This is a genomic window from Candidatus Saccharibacteria bacterium oral taxon 488 (assembly GCA_005697215.1).
In the GTDB taxonomy this organism is placed as follows: domain Bacteria; phylum Patescibacteriota; class Saccharimonadia; order Saccharimonadales; family Saccharimonadaceae; genus Nanosynbacter.
In genome coordinates this window covers 220115-237937 of record CP040003.1, presented here as the reverse complement: position 1 = coordinate 237937, position 17823 = coordinate 220115, and the positions used below count along the sequence as shown (strand labels likewise).

The following is a 17823-nucleotide window of genomic DNA, read 5'->3' as shown; positions in this document are numbered from 1 at the left end:
GTCTATTCCGCTACGCTAGTAGTATTTGAGCGGCTAGTTTCTCCAGGCAGCTACGACACACCCAAATGATGCTTTACTCGCGCTACCACGTCGCCAATCACCACCTGTGACTTGACGAGGTATTCGTCTACGCCCAGCGCCTCCGCCCGCTCTCGGTCTTTTTGCTGACTGAGTGCCGTCAGCATGATCACTCGCACATTGGTCGTTTCTGGCGTATTGCGCAGGATATCAAGTACGTCAAAGCCACTAATTTTCGGCATCATGGCATCCAGTACGATCAAGTCCGGCCGAAACGCCACCGTTGCCGACAGTGCGTCCTCGCCATTATGCACTTCACGAATCTCAAAGCCCTCCAGCTCCAGCCGCGACCGATAGACTGCCGCCAGTGCCGTATCGTCTTCAACCAATAGTATTTTTTTTCTGTGTTGCATGTCCCTTGCCCTCCCTTTTTGAGTCTAGACACTCTTTGCTTTCTCTAACTGTAGGTCGCGCCCATTATCCGCCGCCCCAGCCGTTACCTCGACCTTAACATCCGGCTCGATGCCCGACTTGTCAATATTCTTGCCGTGCGGCGTATACCAGCGCGCCTCGGTCACTTTCAGAACCGAGCCATCCGCCAGATCAATCGGCCGCTGCACACTGCCCTTACCATAGGTTTTTTCACCAACCAGCGTCGCCTTGCCATAATCCTTGAGCGCCCCCGCCACGATCTCGCTGGCACTGGCACTACCACCGTTAATCAACACAACCGTCTTGATATCACCGAGAAGCGGCTGGCCGGTCGATTTCTCCGTCGAGATAACCTGCTCACCACGCCGCTGGGTCATCACCACTTCGTGATTGAGCCACAACCCCGCTAACGCCTGTGCAGCCGCCACGGTACCACCAGGATTTCCCCTGAGGTCGAGGATAACTTTCTTGACACCTGCCGAACGGAATTCCTCGGCGGCTTGGCGCGCTTGCTTGCCGGTGTCATCATTAAAGCGACTGACCGTCAAAATACCAATCTCACCATCAATCTTCCACTCAGCAGCCGGCGCAACGACTTTCTCGCGCGTCACTGTCACATCTTTACGCTCGCCACCACGCGACAATACCAACTTGACCGTCGTGCCGACATCACCGCGAATGCGCTGCACCACTTGATCAACCGGCATATCAGTCACCACCGTGTCATTAACCTTGACGATGACATCACCGGCTTTGATGCCCACCTTTTCGGCTGGACTATTTTTGAGCGGCCGGATAATCGTCGGCACGTTATGCCGCTTGGCAATTTCCGCCCCGATACCGCCACCAATATTACCCGACAAGCTCTTTTCGAACTCCTTGGCTTCATCCGGATCCATATACGCCGTGTGTGGATCGCCCGTCGCCGCCACCATACCGCGCGCCGCCCCACGCGTAAGTGCTTGCTCATCTAACTTACCGTCATAATGAGCCTTTAGTTCACGGTACACGCGCTGCACCGTTGATAAATCCAGCGACCCCGTCGCCGTCCTGAGGCCAAACAGCGACCCGACCTGCGCCATAATCAGATCCGACCGCGTCCCGGCCGCAAAACTCACAATCGCAATCAGCAGCCCGCCCAAAAACAAGCGAGCCCGCCTTCCTACCCTCCGTTGCTCTGTCATATATCTATTGTACACAAAAACCCCCGCTGATGCGAGGGTTTTATTGACTCATCGTGCTATTAAAAATACACGTAGGTTAGGCCCGAGGCTAAACGCGTATACTTTCGGTACAGACCGTCCCACGCCAAGTTATAGTCGCTGACCGTAATTGTGCCGTCACCATTAACCGACTCGACGTACATCACGTGTCCATAATAGCCAACATTCATAACCGCTGCTGCGCCAGCCTTTGGTGTCGAACCGCTCTGGATGCCGTATCGCGCCGCTGTTGATGGCCACTGATTAGCGTTACCAGCCCCACCAAAGTGTGGCACAAACCGACCGGTACTGTGGATCTTCCAGGCCACATAGCTCACGCATTCGCGCGTATATAGGCCCCATGGATCGACGTAAGCATCCAGTGGTGCATTCGCCCAGACGCCTGGATAGCCGCCACCACCCGGGATACCACCCGGAATTGACACCCCGCCAAGCGCTCGCCGGTTAGCCGCCGCCTGCTCTTCGCGCAGTTTCGCTGCTTGGTTATTCCGCTGCGTTGCCAAGGCTGCATAGGCATTCTGGTCATTCTTGGTATCGTTAACCAGCTTGGCCTGCTCTGCCTGCTTGGACGCTAGTTGTGTCTGCTGAGCCTTCTGGTCTTTGAGCACATTCTCGACTGACTTTTTATTTTCTTCTAATTTAGCCTGCAGCGCCTTAATTTCCTTGATCTTATCGTTCAGCGATGATCGCAAACTACTACGTTGCTCCTGCTTATCAACATAATCACCGATTGATTTGGAGCTAGCCAGCATCTCGAGCGGTGAAATCTGATCATCGAGGTAAATATCCGACAAGATTTTACCCATGACTTTACGATTTTTTTCAATCGCTAGCTTGTTCTTAGCAATTTCGGCAACCAGCGTGTCGTGCTTTTGCTGGCTCTTGGCAATTTCCGCCCGAATCGAATCAATCTGCGCGTTAATGCGCCCCAGCTCTTCCTCCAGCGTCGCTGCCATCGTCCCGAGACGATTGGCCTCGTTCTGCGCCTGTTGCGCCTGTTGGTTGAGAGCGTTAATTTCCGCTTCATAGTCACGCGCGAATACGTGTGGGCCGAGCTGGAACACGCCAGCGCCCAAAACAACAGCACTAACCGCCACGAGAGCTGCCCGTGTGGCTCGTGATGTCGAAACTGGTGTGGTGGACCGTATCTTCATTGCTTTTTATTTTAGCACAAGCGACATATGGACGTCAAGCGCCTTGGCTCAGTAAATATTCAGGGGTCAGCGACAAAATAACTTATAATTTTAAGTATTTGCGCGTCGCAATCAATGACGAGACGATACCGATCACCGCACCGATCATGATCATCGCCAGCACCACCAGTCCGGCATACGTGGTACTAATACTCATCAAGTTATCCATCGGCAGCCGCACCGCCAGCTTGTCATGCGCCGAGAACAACAACAAATAGCCGACTCCTGAGGCCACCAGCGCCGCGATAAATCCATACATAACTGCCTCGACGATAAATGGCCCGCGAATAAACCCGCGATCAGCGCCGATCAGTTTCATCATCTGGATCTCGTCTTTACGGTTAAAAATTGCCATCCTGATAGTGTTAAACACCACCAGCGACGAAATAACCACAAACACCACCGTAGCGATCGAGCCGGCAATACTGGCAAACCGCACCCAGTCACCGATGGCGTTGATCGCCTCACGTCGATCGCCGATGAACGACGGCTCTTTGGTCGGGTCTTTATGCTTTTTATACAGTTCGTCATTCTTCGTAAACTCAACCAGCGCTCGCTGATCATTCAAATCCCTGAGCGAGGCCCGAAGCGACGCTGGCATTTCGTTACTTGATTCCTTGATCGCCTCGAGAGTCGCTGGATCATTCTTATACTTCTCGATTTGCTCCTGACGCGCCTGCTCTGCCGAGATATACGTCACCTTTTCGACATTGTGCAGCTTGCTCAGGCGCGATGTCAGCTCGTCGATCACCTTTTGCTCGGTCGAGCCTTTGAGGAAAATCGACATATCGGCCCTGCGCGAAATCGTATCCACCGAGTCAACCAGCACTTGGCGGGCGGCCATAGTGAGAGCGATGATCAGCAGCGTCACCGCCATCACCGCAGTTGCTGCGATCGTCAACCAGGTATTGCGGCTAAAATTATTGATACCATACCGACACATCCGCCAGAACGTCAGCACCCGGCGGCGGCGTTGTCGCGTGCGCTTGAGGACTTTAGGATCGACACGCGCCTTGGCAGCGGCTTTACGTGAAATATCGGTCATTGCTTGTAACTCCCCTTGGCTTGATCAGAGGTGATTTTACCGTGATCAATGGTGATCACCCGGCGTTTGAGTTTGTTCACAATATCAACATTGTGCGTCGTCAGCAGCACCGTGGTACCGTATTTGTTAATTTTTTCCAGCAAGCGCACAATATCCCAGCTATGCTTGGGATCGAGGTTACCGGTCGGCTCGTCCGCGATCAAAATCTTTGGCTGGCGCACCACTGCCCGGGCAATTGCCACCCGCTGGCGCTCACCACCAGATAGCTGATGTGGGAAATTCTTTTCCTTGCCTTTTAGGCCCACTAGCTCGATCACCTTTGGCACCGTTGATTTGATCTCGCGGTTAGTCATCCCGGCAATCTCCAGCGCGAAGGCTACATTCTCAAACACCGTCCGGTTTGGTAGCAGCTTGAAATCCTGGAACACCACGCCAATCTTGCGCCGCAGCAGCGGGATATGCTTGTCCTTGAGCGTATCATAATCAATCCCACCGACGACAATCTTGCCACCAGTCGGCTTTTCCTCGCGGGTCAAGAGTTTGAGTAGCGTCGACTTCCCCGCGCCCGATGTCCCGACCAAAATCACAAACTCGCCGGGCTTGACATGAACACTCACCCGGTTCAAGGCCGGCTTATTGTCCTTGCCATATATCTTGGTAACCCTATCTAACAAAATCATTTCCACTAGTATAGCAGATTTTTTACGATGGCGCGAATTAGCGCGACGAACCATGCTACACTAGACATATGAAAACTTCAGCCGCATTACTCAATCGTCTCAGTATCATGTTTATCGCCCTCAGTATCATCGGAGTCGGGTTAATGATTATCAGTAATCTCAGCGTGCCATTCCTACCGGATACGTTTGACGCGGCGCGACCGCAAGACACCTGGTCCTGCTGCGCAGCACCTCGAAAAACCGCTAACGCTCTACGCTGGCCGCTATTCTTGACTGGCGGTCTACTCCTATTTATCAGCATCGTCTGGGGTATATATTACCTCGGACGTGGACTACGACAGCTCGTGGGGCAATCACCTGATGAGTCAGCGCAACCTGCCCGGCGCACCTACAGGATACTGGAGATTGGTTTGCGACTATTGGCGCTACTTATGGTCATATCGCTTGGCGCCACGCTTATATGCCTATTCCTCACACCCCACGTCACGCTACTACAAGACATAGCACAACACAGCGGTATCTTCGTATATATCATGTACACTGCGACTGGACTGCTTCTGGCTACCGGCTGTCTCGCCTTGCCGCTTTATGCACTTATCAATACCAACCGCTGGCAGAACAAGGCAATTACCGATAGTAACAAGTGGCTCGCACGCCACACGTCAGCATTGGTATGGTACGGCCTCGCCATGGTGTGCTTTCTGGTGGGTACATGCGCGTGGCTCTATTACATCATCGGCGATGACACCAACCGAAAATATCCGATCGACGTCCTCGTCAGGCAAACTACTTGGCCATTTGGCGTACATTTCCTGTCCGTCATGGTCATCAGCCTTATCGCCTTTGCCGTGATGATCACCATTGCTGTCTTCCGTCAGCCGCGCGATTCACGCAAATAAGCCGTCATAAACTCATCAACATCCCCATCCAGCACGCCCTGGGCGTTGCGGTTCTCGTGCTTGGTGCGGGTATCCTTGACCAGTGTGTACGGGTGTAGGACGTAATTTCTAATCTGGCTACCCCAGTTGGCTGACTCGCCGGCCCTGAGATCAGACAGGGTTTCGGCGTGTTGCTCCAGTTTCATTGCCAGTAACTTGGAGCGCAAAATCTTCAGCGCCGTTTCTTTATTCTGGATCTGCGAACGCTCATTCTGAATCGCCACGGTAATGCCCGTCGGTACGTGCGTCACCCGCACCGCCGAGTCAGTGGTGTTCACTCCTTGGCCGCCCTTACCGCCCGAGCGGTAGACGTCAATCCTCAGATCATTCGGGTCAATCGCAATTTCATCCGGCGTATCAATTTTTGGTAGTACCTCCACCAGCGCGAAGCTGGTCTGGCGCAAATTATCAGCATTAAACGGACTGAGGCGCACCAGCCGATGCACGCCGTTCTCTGAGCGCAATTTTCCATAGGCAAACGGCCCAGAAATCTCCAGCACCGCTGTCTTTATCCCGGCATCATCATTGGTCGAGCGCTCCAGCGTGTCAACTTTCATCCCTGACTTCTCCGCCCAGCGCAGATACATCCGCTCCAACATCGCCGCAAAGTCCTGAGCATCCAGCCCGCCTACACCGGCCGAAATTCGCACCACTGCCTCGCGGTTGTCGTACGGGCCGCTAAACAGTAGATCGGTCTTGCGCTGAGTAAACTCCTGCTCCAGCGCTGCCACCTGCGCCTCAAACTCTGGCAGCAAATCATCGTCGCCCAGCTCCATCAACTCAGCGATATCCGCCAGCTGCACCCAGAGCGTCTGCCACGGCTCAACTGTCTGGCGCAAGCTAGCCGCCTTTTTGGCTAAGGCCTGCGCCTCGTCCGGATTATGCCAAATCTCCGGCTGATTAAGCCGCTCGTCCAGCGCCGCCAGCTCTTGCTCCAGCGCCGCAAAATCTAGCGCCGCCTTGGCCTGTTCTACTTCTGACTGCAGGGTTTGGATACGTTTTTTAAGTGGCTGCATGGGTACTATTGTAACAATTTTGCTATACTTTTTGTATGAAGATTGGCATATTTGATACGGGAACTGGCGGCAAATTAGTAGCAAAGAGGCTGAAAAAATTACTGCCGCAGCATTCGTACATCACGGCGATCGACCGCGAGCACGCACCGTACGGCAATCGTTCACCGGAAGAGATTATCACGCTAACCGATGCCGCCATCCAGCCGCTGCTGTCGTGCGATATTATCGTTCTTGCATGTAATACTGCCACAGCAATCTCCATCCAGCCACTACGACAGCACTATCCAAGTGTCCACTTCGTTGGCTTTGAGCCAATGGTTAAGCCGGCTGCAGCACTAACTAAATCACGTCATATCACTCTACTAGCAACAAATGCCACCAAGCAAAGCCAGCGCTTACACGCACTTATCAACCAATATGCTAGCGACGTTCACATTGATACGCCAGATACTAGCGCGTGGGCGCAGATGATTGATCAAGGTTTGGCTGACGATATTCCACTTAATGAAGTATCGGCCAGTGTTGTGGAAGGCAGCGATGTTATTATTCTAGGCTGCACACATTATTTGGCGCTTGAGGAACGATTGAGGCATCAGTTTCCTCACTGCCTCATTATTGAGCCTACAGCAAACATTGCTAAACGTATTAGTGATTTCGCCAATTAGCTGTTATACTACCCCTATGAATCAAGATATCGCTACCATCCTCGTAACTACTGAACAAATTAATGACGCGGTGGCGCGGCTGGGCCGAGAGCTGACTAACGAATACCGGGACAAGAATCCGCTGGTCATCGGCGTACTGCGCGGTGCGGCGCCGTTCATGATCGATCTGGTGCGCGCCATGGATTGCTATATGGAAATCGATTTTATTGACGTCTCTAGCTACGGCGACACGACTGAATCATCCGGCGCGGTCACTATCCTCAAAGACATTGATAGCGACGTTACTGGGCGGCATGTTTTGTTGGTCGAAGACATCGTCGATACTGGCCGAACGTTGGAAAAATTGCTGGAATTATTCGCCGGTCGCGGTGCCGCCTCAGTCAAAGTCTGCTCACTACTCGATAAACCCGAACGGCGTATCGCCAACGTTACCGCCGATTACGTCGGCCTGTCAGTTCCTAACGAATTCGTCGTCGGCTACGGCCTAGACTTCCGCCAACAATACCGAAACCTACCGTATATCGGAGTGTTGAAGCCTGAGGTGTATCAGGGATAAAGTAATACGCTACTAATGATGAGTCTGAAAAGGTTCATTACTCATAGAGTGGTGTCTCACGGCAATCTGACCAGATAGCCTAGAGGCCGATTGTACATGATCACGCCATACTCTTTCAATGACCGACTTATGATCTTCATGCCACTTTTCTAATTCTACAGCCCTGGCCGGGTCAAGCTTACCGATAGCTTCCTTAATCACGAATTCTGCATCAGCAGGACTTAGTGGAGATTCGATCGGCCCAGCCGTTGCCAACTGATCATCACAAAGTAATGCCCCATAAAACCTCCTCGCGTCTATCGTATTCCCCCTAGCGCTATAGCCTGTTTTCCTAATAGAGATATAATACTCTTCGCTACCATAACCTTCAAAATATTCTATTTTCTCAAAATTTCCATTTTTATCATAATACGCAGTCGGGGTTTTTCGCTGCAAATCTGCTTCTTCATAGCCCCTCAGAACATGCCGAGCATCTTCATCACTCAATTCTCCCATACCAACAGCAAACTCAACGGCTTCTTTAAACTGAAAAGGAGATGCAAAGCAGGCCTGAAGAGAATCTTTATCAAGCATCCAATAAGTTGAGCATCCGGACATATCATCAAACCCCCTAAGGTAGAAATTGTATCCATCTAAGCTAACGATGATACTCTCCTCCTCTTTCCCATGACGGATGGTACGATGTACTTTATTCTCAGAGTCAGCACAACGAGGCTCAGGTATCTCTACAATCGGTAACTGCAGTCTATCGGCATGCATATGCATTACCTGCGCAAGACGATGATTTACCGGCTCACCTTTTGGTGTTACTTTGTAGAAAAAACCAACGGTTTGCAGCTGGTGACCCTCGTGTTCGGCGAGAGCCACGACTTCATTATGATCATACTGTGAAGTCCTATTTAAAAGTTCATTCGGATCTATAATATCACAAATATGACCCTGTTTTATGAGCAGATCTCGATTATTGTTACGAGCACTCGCATCAGCTCCAGAAGTTATGACTATATTCCCTTCAGGAGCATCAATAATAAGCCCACCGGCCCCCCAAGTGGCGGTGTGGTCTTGGTCGATCAATGACATACTAGCGGAAACCCTATCTCCAATGCGCTCAGGTTGTTTATACATAGATATAGATTGGTCTCCTGATGTCTCAGGACCAAACCCCTCCATTAAGCCCAAGGCACAACCAGCCGTGGCGCTCATTTTGGCAAATGGATTAATAGCGTGAACAAGATATCGGAAATGTTTTGGATTATGTTCTTTCGGATCAGTCGTTTCACCCCAAAGACGCGGCTGATGATGTTGTTCAATAGACCTATCTTTTTCTGACATAACAACTATTATACATATTTTATTGTAACATGTCAACGTTTTGGTCTAAGATGTTGCTCAACTACGGCAGATCGTTATAACAAAACTACCACCTACAACTTCTCCACCGCCGCCACAAATTGCTCGCCGCGGTCGACGTAATTTTTGAACATGCCAAAGCTGGCGGCCGCCGGACTGAGGATGACAACATCGCCCGGGCGAGATAATTGACTGGCTTGGGCGACGACATCCACCATCGTCGTCTGGCCGAGCACCACTGTTGTCGCCGTCACCGATGCTTGACGCAGCGACTGCTCAATCTTCGCCGCATTCGCCCCGATAATGACCACCGCCCGCACCGTTTGTCTGGCAATCTCCGTGGCCATTTCATCATAATCCGCCCCCTTGTCGTACCCACCGACGATCAGCACTTTCGGCGCTTCAAACGCCCGCAGCGCCGCGATGGCACTGCCCGGTGTGGTGGCGATACTGTCATCGTAATACTTCACGCCGTTTTTCTCAGCAACGAATTTTAATCGATGTGGCAATCCCGTAAAACTCTCTAGCCCAGCCGCGTACTGCTCGTCGGTCACCGTGATCGGCAATTCCGCCACCGCGCTCATCGCCGCACAGGCGTTCTCGAGGTTGTGTGCGCCCGGTAGCCGCAAATGATCAGTGCGACAAATCCGCCGATCTTGCACACAGAAGTAGCCATCCCGGACATACACCTGATCCTCGTCGGGAACGGCATAGCGGTGCGCGAAATCTAGCGCATCACCCCCGCAATACTCACACGTCGCATGACCCTGCTCATCCAATAGTCCATTAAAAGGCGTAGCAGCTACTTCCTTCGAATATTTATTCGTTGGATGATATAAACATGTATCAATAATGCCCTGGTGACGACGAATATTTTTCTTGGCGTCGAGGTACTCGGCAAAATCCGTATGCACCTCCAAATGGTCTGGCTCAATCATCAACACCACGGCAATGGTTGGCGACTTCTCGAGATCCCACAGCTGAAAACTCGATAGTTCATAGACAACGAAGTCGTCCTTTGTGATGTTTGGTAGCGCGTCCAGTGCCGGCACACCAATATTCCCAACCAGATACACCGTCTGACCGGCCGCCCGCAAGATCGCCGCGATCAGACTACAGGTCGTACCCTTGCCTTTCGTCCCCGTCACGCCAATAATCGGCGCCGGACACTTGTCAAAAAACTCATTGGTCGCCGACCATATTCTGCCCGACGTTTTGAGTAGCCGCGGTGGCACACCCGGTGCTCGCACCACCATATCGGCATCCTGCAGCTGCTCAGCAAACACCGACTCGCCAGTCCGCACTACCACCCCGTCCGGCGCATCTTCAACCGCTTTCTGATCAGCAATCACAAATTCAGCATCAGGAAAAGCCTGCTGAAAATATCTCAAACTTGATATACCCTCAAGTCCATAGCCAGCGATAATGATCTTCATAGTTTCTATTATACCATCAAGAACTTCGAGATATTGGAACATCTAGCGCTGGATTGACTACATCTCTCTCCTGCAGCTTCTTGCCCCACTCTTTACTAAGAGTATCAAAACTAACTCGGGCAACCACATACGATTCCGCTTTATGCCGACGTAGCTCCACGTTAACAGCAACTGGAGGGATTAATCCGGAATCTATATGGGTTTGAAAGCGATGCAAAAGATCGTCTCGGATAAAGTCGACGATATAGTCACCAGTAACCTGCGGCACAAAATCATAGCGTAGCAAAGGCCTGCGTGGGAACCGGGATGGAACTGTTGGGTTTTTGTCATCGCTGTTTTGATTAATAAATATAGCCCGTTCTTGGCTGGCAACACTAGGGTATATTCCATCCCCTTTCTGCCGATCCTCCAGGGCGCACTGGCGTACAACTTGTGCAAACTCAGCAATTTTGGAGCACCAATGCAATATAGCAAGGTCATCTGGCTGTAAAATAACCTCTTCGTTCTGTGGAGTTAACTCTTCAGAATCAGCGGTACTATGCTGTGAAGCATCACTCCGAATCGCGTGTTCGCCTATCTCTCGCAACACTGCATCACTAACGGCCTCCTCTTTAACTCCTTCATCAATTTGTCGTGGATATACGTTAGCCCTAAAAATTACCGAGCCATATGGAAGCACCGGAAGCCGATCGTCATAGGACGGTTTAACTGTATGCGCTTCGATAATACTCTCGGGAATAAGCCCAGAGTCGATATACGGCTGAAGCCACTTTTTCATATGGATTTCGATAAGCTCCTCCTCATCCTTTGGACGCAACGAATTCCTATTAGTCTCAGTCGCCTTGCATACTTCATATAAACAAATCGCATCATCCCTATGCCTATTGTTGAGATTGTCGGTATAATCAAGGGGCATACTCGCCACAAGATGAACAGCGGAAGGATCGATAGGCCGCGAGCCATTTATAATACTCCTGCGCAGATCACGCACTTCACGATAGATCGTACTGACGAGTGCCAACACATTTCGACCCTCTAGTATGCGGCCCTTATCAATATCCCGCTCTAGTGTTTCAGCAGCCGCATCACTACGCTCCTGATCAGCAATCATCCGCCCGAGCAGCTCCGCTCGCTCCTGCTCCGATATTGCTGGACCAATATCAGTCCTTTCCCCCTGAGTCGATATGATATGTCCACATGTCTCGCTCGTATTACCCTTACCCATGTCTTGCCTCCTCTCCTATGTTTCCTACCCAAACAACCCCTCAAGCTTCTCCTGCAGTCGCCCGAGCAGCTCCTTATCGCCGCTACTCACGCCAGCAAGCACCCAGGTATTTGCTGCAAAAAACTCTCGTGCCACCCGAACAATTTGATCAGCGGTCACCGCCAAAATTGCTGTCGGCACGCCCTCGTAATCCTTGACGAAATCATCGGCAAAATAACGCCCGGTATAAAAATTGCTGACCTGTGCCACCGTTTGTGCCCCCATCTGATAGCGGCCCAGCGCATACGACTTGGCATTCTCGATGTCCTCCGAGGTGATCGTCCCGTTCAGCACCCGGCGCAGCTCACGCACGATGATATCGAACAGCGCCTCTGCTGTCTCGAGGTTGACCTGGCCGCCAAAGTCCCAGGCCGAATCATAAAACCCGACCGAGGTGTCGCTGAACACGCCGTAAGCCAGCCCCTTCTTGCGCGCCGCCCCGAAAATCCGCGAGCTCATCGTCCCGGTCAAGATATGATTCAAGCAGCCCATAGCATCAGAATCCTCATCGCTCAGCTCACGCGGCAAATTCATCGACCAGCCGAATGTCAGATTCGAGGCCTCCTTGCGGCGGATAAAAATCGGTGCGGCACTCGACAGGTTATCGTGCGGAATGGTAAACCGCTCGCCCGGCTCTAGCTGCCACTGCTCCAGCGATTCACGAATCGTCGCCATCCGCCCAGTCAACTTGCCCGCCACCACAAATCGCATATTGTTGAGCGTATGCGTCCGCCGATGATGCTCCTTGATATCCTTTAGCGTGATCGCGTCAATCGTTTTCAGCCGCTGATTATATGTCAAAATATCCTCGCCCAGCGCTTGCTGCACCCGCGGCCACATCACGCGGTTGTGGTTATTGAGATAGCCGGTCAGCTCGCTCCGAACGTTACCTTTCTCGGCCTCTAGTTCTTCGGCATTAAAGCGCGGCGTAGTAATTGCCAGCCGCTGTAATTCCAAAATCCGATCCCACTCAAAATCCGCGCAGGCGGCCTCATACACCATTGAATAATCAGAGGTGAACGCATTATGATAGGCGCCATTCTTGGTAAACTCCTGCTCATACGCGTGCTCCGAACGAAACTTCTCATTCGCCCCAAACGCCATGTGCTCCATGATGTGCGCCGTCTCGTAGATGTCCTTGCCGCGAACGTAGCGATTGCCCGCTCGAAACTGCACCTGAAAGCTCATCACCGTCGCATCCGGCACATCAATGAACAGGCCTTTCGCACCATTTTTCAATTTTATTTCTTTGACCGTATGTTTCATCTGTCTGTCGCTCTCTGCCCACCGGTTTTAGATTTATTTGCGGTTCTTTTTGCGGTTTTGGCGCTGCGCTTTTTTCTTCTTGCGTGCTTGGTTTTTAGCGCGGTTCGACTCAGCGTTAGATTTACCCTTTTTCACCGAAAAGTCACCGTCGCGATTTTCCTCGCCCGCACCAACTTCATTGACACCGCGCTCAACTGCACTTTCGGCTAGGCGCGTTAGCTCGGTATCATACTCATCATCCTGCGACTGGCGAATCACCGCGTCAGATTTATGAATATGAAAAATTGTGTTCAGAACTTCGTTACGCAGATTTTCCTGAAGGCTGGTGAACAATTTTTGTGACTCCGCCCGGTATTCTACCAATGGATCGCGCTGGCCAACGCTGCGCCAGTGGATCCCTTCGCGTAGGTGTTGCATATTCTCTAGGTGCTGCATCCACAGGGTGTCGAGCACCGCCATATACACCTCGCGCTCTACACCGCGTAACTCTTCAGTACCGATTTCTTCATCTTTTTCCCGGTAGGCCTGGTGTGCTAGTTTCAGGGCTTTCTGGAGGCGTGGACGGTCTTTTTTCTCGCGGCCAACCTTGCGCACGGCCGCCTCATCGACCGGAAAGGCCGACGTAAATTCTTCGACAAACTCCGGATTATTCTTAGTTGGCAGCGCTGCCAGTTCATGAACTTTCGCTCGCAGTAAGCGTTCAATCTCCGGCTTAATATTGTCGCCCTCCAAGATCTTGCGGCGCATGACGTATACCACGCGGCGGTGGCGATTAATCACGTTGTCATACTGAACAACACTTTTGCGCGTATCAAAGTTGTAGCCCTCGACGCGTTTCTGGGCTGCCTCCAACGTCTTTGACACGGCGCGGTTTTGGATTGGCGTTTCCTCGTCGACTCCCAACCGATCCATCAGCGCTGCGATTCGCTCGCCCTGGAAAATTCGCATCAAATCATCCTCGGTCGATACATAGAACTGCGTCTCGCCCGGGTCGCCCTGACGACCGCCGCGACCGCGCAGCTGATTGTCGATGCGTCGTGACTCGTGCCGCTCTGAACCGATCACCACCAAGCCGCCCAATTCCTTGACGCCCTTGCCGAGCTTAATGTCAGTACCACGTCCAGCAATGTTTGTCGCTAGGGTAATCGCGCCCTTTTCACCAGCCTTCTCGATGATAGCCGCCTCGCGCTCATTATTCTTGGCGTTCAAAATCTCAAACTTGATGCCTTCTTTTTCCAAATATTTGGCAATCTGCTCATTCTTGGCAATCGAGCCAGAACCAACCAACACTGGCCGGCCTTGCTTGTGATAATCCTTGATGGCTTCGGCGACTGCCTTCAGCTTGCCCTTTTCGGTCTTGAAAATCAGGTCTTCTTTGTCGTCGCGAATCACTGGTTTGTTCGGTGGAATCTGAATGACATCCAGTGAATAAATTTGTTGAAACTCCTCCGCCTCGGTGAACGCCGTACCGGTCATACCGCTCAATTTATTGTACAAACGGAAATAATTCTGGAACGAAATGGTCGCCAGCGTCATGCTTTCTTCCAGCACTGGTACGCCTTCTTTGGCCTCAATTGCCTGGTGCAGGCCTTCGTTGTAGCGGCGTCCTTGCATCAAACGACCGGTGTGCTCATCAACGATAATCACCTCGCCGTCATTAGTCACCACGTAATCTTTGTCACGCTTGAACAATGTTTGTGCTCGCAATGCCTGATCCATGTGGTAAACGCTGCGCACGTGGTCTGGCGTGTACAAATTTTTTATTCCCAGCAGTTTTTGGACTTTTTCCACGCCCTCGTCGGTCAAGGCCACGCTGCGGCGCTTTTCGTCCAAAACATAGTCCTCTGGTACTAATTTACTGGCAACTTTGGCGAAGGTGTAGTAATTATCCGGGTTTTCCGCTGCTGGCGCCGAGATGATCAGCGGCGTACGCGCTTCGTCGATCAAAATTGAGTCCACCTCGTCAACGATAGCAAAGTTCAGCTCGCGCTGACGTAATAAGTCAACGTCGTTCACCATGTTATCGCGCAAATAATCAAAGCCAAACTCGTTGTTGGTACCATATGTAATGTCCGCCGCATAAGCTTCCTTACGAGTGACTGGGCGGAGCTTACGCATGCGCGGATCGTCGTGATGCTCATTATCATACTCTTTGTCATAGATAAACGACGCTTCGTTGATGATCACGCCAGTTGTCAAGCCCAAAAAGTCATACACCTGACCCATCCAGCCAGCGTCGCGCTGCGCCAGATAATCATTGACGGTCACCACGTGAACGCCCTTTTCCTCCAGCGCATTGAGGTACGTCGGCAGCGTCGCCACCAAAGTCTTACCCTCGCCAGTCTTCATCTCGGCCACATTGCCCTCATGAAGAACCATGCCGCCGATTAGCTGGACATCGTACGGACGCTCGCCGATGACGCGCTTGGCGGCTTCGCGCACCACTGCAAAGGCGTCTGGCAAAATAGTGTCCAGCGTCACATTCTTCTTTGTCAAACGCTTCTTCAGTGCTTCCGTTTGTTCCTGCAGCTCTTTGTCCGACATTTTTTCATATTTCTCAGACAGACCGTTAATTACGTCAACTTGCTTCTGCAGCCGCTTCAAAATCTTCTTCTGCGGATCGCCAAAAATCTTACTCAGCGCCTTTTGTTGTGTCATTGCCATAAACTCAAAACTCCCTCACTTTCAGGCATTTTCAAAACTGTATACAATTATACCGTGCAGGGCTAGAAAATTAAAGGGGTTGATTTAAACCCCTTCTACTGCTCGCGCTGGAAACCGCGCTTGAACCGTGCCAGTACGCTGCGGCTGCTGCCAACGTGCGCCAACACATCATCCTTATACTTACGTAGCTGCCCATTCAGCTTCGCCTCAACGATATCGACTGCTGCTAGCACATTCATTGTCGAATCTTTAGCGGTGATTTTCTTGTCTGGCACATTGATAATCACCTCAACCTCGTACTTGTTGCCGCCAGGATTATCAATCTGCTTAATCTTCACGTCAGCGGTGGCGCTCTTGCGGGCATGTCGTGGCAAGTACTTGCCCAACGCACCGATTTTGCGCTCGACGTATTTCTTTGTGGTGTCCGTCAATTCGTATTTGACGCCAGTAATGGTAATATCTTTGATCATGGTTCCTCCTCTTATCACGTGCTAGCGCGGCAAAACAACGCCCGCGTCCTTCGCCATTTTTAGTAATTCTTCGTTAATCACGAGCAGCTTTTCTTTCGATGACATTTTGGCAAAGCTGGCGCTCATAAATGATTTGTTCGGCTTACCGTAAATAACATCGTATATCTCTTTAATGTCGTTCGTCAGTGCCTGTAGTCTGCCTTCAACCATGCCATCAGCGATCGCACCCTTGATCCATTGCTTGTCATCGTTCGTCAGTGCCATATACCCTCCTAGACTCCATTATATCATCTCGCGGCCATTCATATACGGACGAAGTGCTTCTGGTATCACGACATCACCCTCTGCGGTCTGGTAATTTTCGATAATCGCCACCATGCAGCGTCCCAGCGCAAAGGCCGTCGCATCATTCGTGTGGATCAATTCAACTCCGTTGTCCGTGCGCACCCGCGTCATCAAGCGGCGCGCCTGATAATCCGTCATGTAATCAGCAGTATGCGTCTCGCGGTACTTGCCCTGACCCGGTAGCCAGACTTCCATGTCAACACCGCGCGCATTTGGCTTGCCGATATCAGCAGTGCATTTCATCAGGACATGGTACGGTAGCTTGAGCTGAGCCAAAAGCCATTCTTGAATCGCGATAAATAGCAGGTGCTCGTTATAACTATCCTTCGCCTCGGTGAAGCTCTCCATCTCCAGCTTATCAAACTGGTGCATCCGAATCAGACCCTCCATGTCCTTACCATAGGTCCCTGCTTCTTTTCGAAAACTAGTCGCAAAGCCTAGGTATCGTAACGGCAACTGCTTGGCGTCAAAAATCTCACTAGCATGCATACTACCGAGCACATGCTCAGCACTTCCCTGTAGCCACAGTTCCTCGCCCTCAATCTTGTAGCGATCATCACTCGGCTGGAGGCGATCCATCTGATCATACGGCTCAGTCCGGATCATCAATGGCGGCAGTACTGGGATGAATGGTTTTGTGTTGACATCAAGGCCAGCCTTTTCGGCAATCTCTTTGATCACCGCTGGGTTCGTGAGAGATGTGATCACAAACTGGATAATCGCCTGTTGCAACAACACCAAATCCCCCATGATATAAGCAAAACGAGCACCAGCAACCTTGGCGGCCCGCTCTTTGTCGAGCCAGCCTTTTGCCTCGGCAATTTCGTAGTGATTTTTCGGCGCAAAATCAAAGGTTGGAATGTCGCCGACGACCTTGACTTCCACATTCTCGTCCTCGCTGAGACCAACTGGCACGTCAGCGTGCGGCATATTGGGGACTTGCTTTAGCAGTGCTATAAAGCGTCCCTCGATGTCACTCAACTGAGCTTCAAGCCCGCTCAGCTTGGCCTTGATGGCCTTGCCCTGCTCAATCAGACCCGGCTCAGGCTTGCCGCCCTTCATCTGCGCAGCAATCTCATTACGCTGCTGGCGCAACTCATCAACCTGCCGCTGCGCCTCACGACGCTCGTCGTCTAATTGCAACAATGTCGCAATAGACACGTCACACCCCTTGTGTTTCGCCGCAGTCTGCACTGCCTCGGCGTTATCTCGAATAAAGCGAATATCTAACATGGTATCATTGTAGCAGATATACGATAATT

17 protein-coding genes are annotated in these 17823 nt (G+C 51.6%); 3 read left to right on the top strand and 14 right to left on the bottom strand.

The window, feature by feature from the left end; genetic code table 11:
• Positions 1–50: 50 nt before the first annotated feature.
• From FBF24_01190 to ftsE, 5 genes are all read right to left on the bottom strand, one after another.
• Complete coding sequence (locus tag FBF24_01190) at positions 51–431, bottom strand: response regulator (protein ID QCT40507.1); 381 nt, start codon at positions 429–431, stop codon at positions 51–53.
• A 24-nt stretch (positions 432–455) separates the two neighbouring features.
• Entirely contained in the window at positions 456–1634 is a 1179-nt protein-coding gene (locus tag FBF24_01185; GenBank protein QCT40506.1) for a S41 family peptidase, read from the bottom strand.
• 59 nt (positions 1635–1693) lie between these two features.
• Positions 1694–2827: a CHAP domain-containing protein gene (locus FBF24_01180; protein ID QCT40505.1), complete on the bottom strand. Its 1134-nt coding sequence runs from the start codon at positions 2825–2827 to the stop codon at positions 1694–1696.
• Positions 2828–2909: 82 nt separating this feature from the next.
• Positions 2910–3911, bottom strand: a complete 1002-nt coding sequence (locus tag FBF24_01175) for an FtsX-like permease family protein (protein ID QCT40504.1) — start codon at positions 3909–3911, stop codon at positions 2910–2912.
• Positions 3908–4597 carry a cell division ATP-binding protein FtsE gene (gene ftsE, locus FBF24_01170; protein QCT40503.1) on the bottom strand — a complete coding sequence of 230 codons (690 nt, stop codon included), beginning with the start codon at positions 4595–4597 and terminating at the stop codon, positions 3908–3910. Before ftsE ends, FBF24_01175 begins: the two co-directional genes overlap by 4 nt.
• Positions 4598–4659: 62 nt before the next feature.
• Between ftsE and FBF24_01165 the strand changes: the two genes are divergently transcribed.
• Positions 4660–5490 carry a hypothetical protein gene (locus FBF24_01165; protein ID QCT40502.1) on the top strand — a complete coding sequence of 277 codons (831 nt, stop codon included), beginning with the start codon at positions 4660–4662 and terminating at the stop codon, positions 5488–5490.
• Here FBF24_01165 and FBF24_01160 read toward each other — a convergent pair.
• A complete protein-coding gene (locus FBF24_01160; GenBank protein QCT40501.1) occupies positions 5466–6545 on the bottom strand; it encodes a peptide chain release factor 2 in 1080 nt (359 codons plus the stop codon). The genes FBF24_01165 and FBF24_01160 overlap by 25 nt on opposite strands.
• A gap of 35 nt (positions 6546–6580) precedes the next feature.
• Between FBF24_01160 and FBF24_01155 the strand changes: the two genes are divergently transcribed.
• Positions 6581–7210, top strand: a complete 630-nt coding sequence (locus FBF24_01155) for a hypothetical protein (GenBank protein ID QCT40500.1) — start codon at positions 6581–6583, stop codon at positions 7208–7210.
• 16 nt (positions 7211–7226) lie between these two features.
• Positions 7227–7766, top strand: coding sequence for a hypoxanthine phosphoribosyltransferase (gene hpt, locus FBF24_01150; GenBank protein QCT40499.1), 540 nt, complete (start codon positions 7227–7229; stop codon positions 7764–7766).
• 12 nt (positions 7767–7778) lie between these two features.
• Here hpt and FBF24_01145 read toward each other — a convergent pair whose 3' ends face one another.
• The 8 genes from FBF24_01145 to serS form a co-directional block, all read right to left on the bottom strand.
• The gene (locus FBF24_01145) at positions 7779–9098 is read right to left on the bottom strand and encodes a hypothetical protein (protein ID QCT40498.1); all 1320 of its coding nucleotides are present in this window, start codon (positions 9096–9098) and stop codon (positions 7779–7781) included.
• 92 nt (positions 9099–9190) lie between these two features.
• Positions 9191–10594, bottom strand: a complete 1404-nt coding sequence (gene murD, locus FBF24_01140) for a UDP-N-acetylmuramoyl-L-alanine--D-glutamate ligase (protein QCT40497.1) — start codon at positions 10592–10594, stop codon at positions 9191–9193.
• Positions 10569–11777 (bottom strand): hypothetical protein, encoded by a 1209-nt coding sequence (locus FBF24_01135; GenBank protein QCT40496.1) that lies wholly within the window; start codon positions 11775–11777, stop codon positions 10569–10571. Before FBF24_01135 ends, murD begins: the two co-directional genes overlap by 26 nt.
• Positions 11778–11801: 24 nt before the next feature.
• The gene (locus FBF24_01130; protein ID QCT40495.1) at positions 11802–13082 is read right to left on the bottom strand and encodes an insulinase family protein; all 1281 of its coding nucleotides are present in this window, start codon (positions 13080–13082) and stop codon (positions 11802–11804) included.
• Positions 13083–13115: 33 nt separating this feature from the next.
• Positions 13116–15740, bottom strand: coding sequence for a preprotein translocase subunit SecA (secA, locus tag FBF24_01125; GenBank protein ID QCT41163.1), 2625 nt, complete (start codon positions 15738–15740; stop codon positions 13116–13118).
• A 101-nt stretch (positions 15741–15841) separates the two neighbouring features.
• A complete protein-coding gene (raiA, locus tag FBF24_01120) occupies positions 15842–16216 on the bottom strand; it encodes a ribosome-associated translation inhibitor RaiA (protein QCT40494.1) in 375 nt (124 codons plus the stop codon).
• Between the two features lie 21 nt (positions 16217–16237).
• Complete coding sequence (locus FBF24_01115; protein ID QCT40493.1) at positions 16238–16480, bottom strand: hypothetical protein; 243 nt, start codon at positions 16478–16480, stop codon at positions 16238–16240.
• Between the two features lie 18 nt (positions 16481–16498).
• A complete protein-coding gene (serS, locus tag FBF24_01110; GenBank protein QCT40492.1) occupies positions 16499–17794 on the bottom strand; it encodes a serine--tRNA ligase in 1296 nt (431 codons plus the stop codon).
• Between the last annotated feature and the right edge of the window lie 29 nt (positions 17795–17823).

Excerpts from the sequence above, each read along its gene's own strand:
- FBF24_01190 (QCT40507.1), bottom strand. The coding sequence starts at position 431 with ATGCAACACAGAAAAAAAATACTATTGGTTGAAGACGATACGGCACTG.
- FBF24_01185 (QCT40506.1), bottom strand. The coding sequence starts at position 1,634 with ATGACAGAGCAACGGAGGGTAGGAAGGCGGGCTCGCTTGTTTTTGGGC.
- FBF24_01180 (QCT40505.1), bottom strand. The coding sequence starts at position 2,827 with ATGAAGATACGGTCCACCACACCAGTTTCGACATCACGAGCCACACGG.
- FBF24_01175 (QCT40504.1), bottom strand. The coding sequence starts at position 3,911 with ATGACCGATATTTCACGTAAAGCCGCTGCCAAGGCGCGTGTCGATCCT.
- FBF24_01165 (QCT40502.1), top strand. The coding sequence starts at position 4,660 with ATGAAAACTTCAGCCGCATTACTCAATCGTCTCAGTATCATGTTTATC.
- FBF24_01160 (QCT40501.1), bottom strand. The coding sequence starts at position 6,545 with ATGCAGCCACTTAAAAAACGTATCCAAACCCTGCAGTCAGAAGTAGAA.
- FBF24_01155 (QCT40500.1), top strand. The coding sequence starts at position 6,581 with ATGAAGATTGGCATATTTGATACGGGAACTGGCGGCAAATTAGTAGCA.
- hpt (QCT40499.1), top strand. The coding sequence starts at position 7,227 with ATGAATCAAGATATCGCTACCATCCTCGTAACTACTGAACAAATTAAT.
- FBF24_01145 (QCT40498.1), bottom strand. The coding sequence starts at position 9,098 with ATGTCAGAAAAAGATAGGTCTATTGAACAACATCATCAGCCGCGTCTT.
- murD (QCT40497.1), bottom strand. The coding sequence starts at position 10,594 with ATGTTCCAATATCTCGAAGTTCTTGATGGTATAATAGAAACTATGAAG.
- FBF24_01135 (QCT40496.1), bottom strand. The coding sequence starts at position 11,777 with ATGGGTAAGGGTAATACGAGCGAGACATGTGGACATATCATATCGACT.
- FBF24_01130 (QCT40495.1), bottom strand. The coding sequence starts at position 13,082 with ATGAAACATACGGTCAAAGAAATAAAATTGAAAAATGGTGCGAAAGGC.
- secA (QCT41163.1), bottom strand. The coding sequence starts at position 15,740 with ATGACACAACAAAAGGCGCTGAGTAAGATTTTTGGCGATCCGCAGAAG.
- raiA (QCT40494.1), bottom strand. The coding sequence starts at position 16,216 with ATGATCAAAGATATTACCATTACTGGCGTCAAATACGAATTGACGGAC.
- FBF24_01115 (QCT40493.1), bottom strand. The coding sequence starts at position 16,480 with ATGGCACTGACGAACGATGACAAGCAATGGATCAAGGGTGCGATCGCT.
- serS (QCT40492.1), bottom strand. The coding sequence starts at position 17,794 with ATGTTAGATATTCGCTTTATTCGAGATAACGCCGAGGCAGTGCAGACT.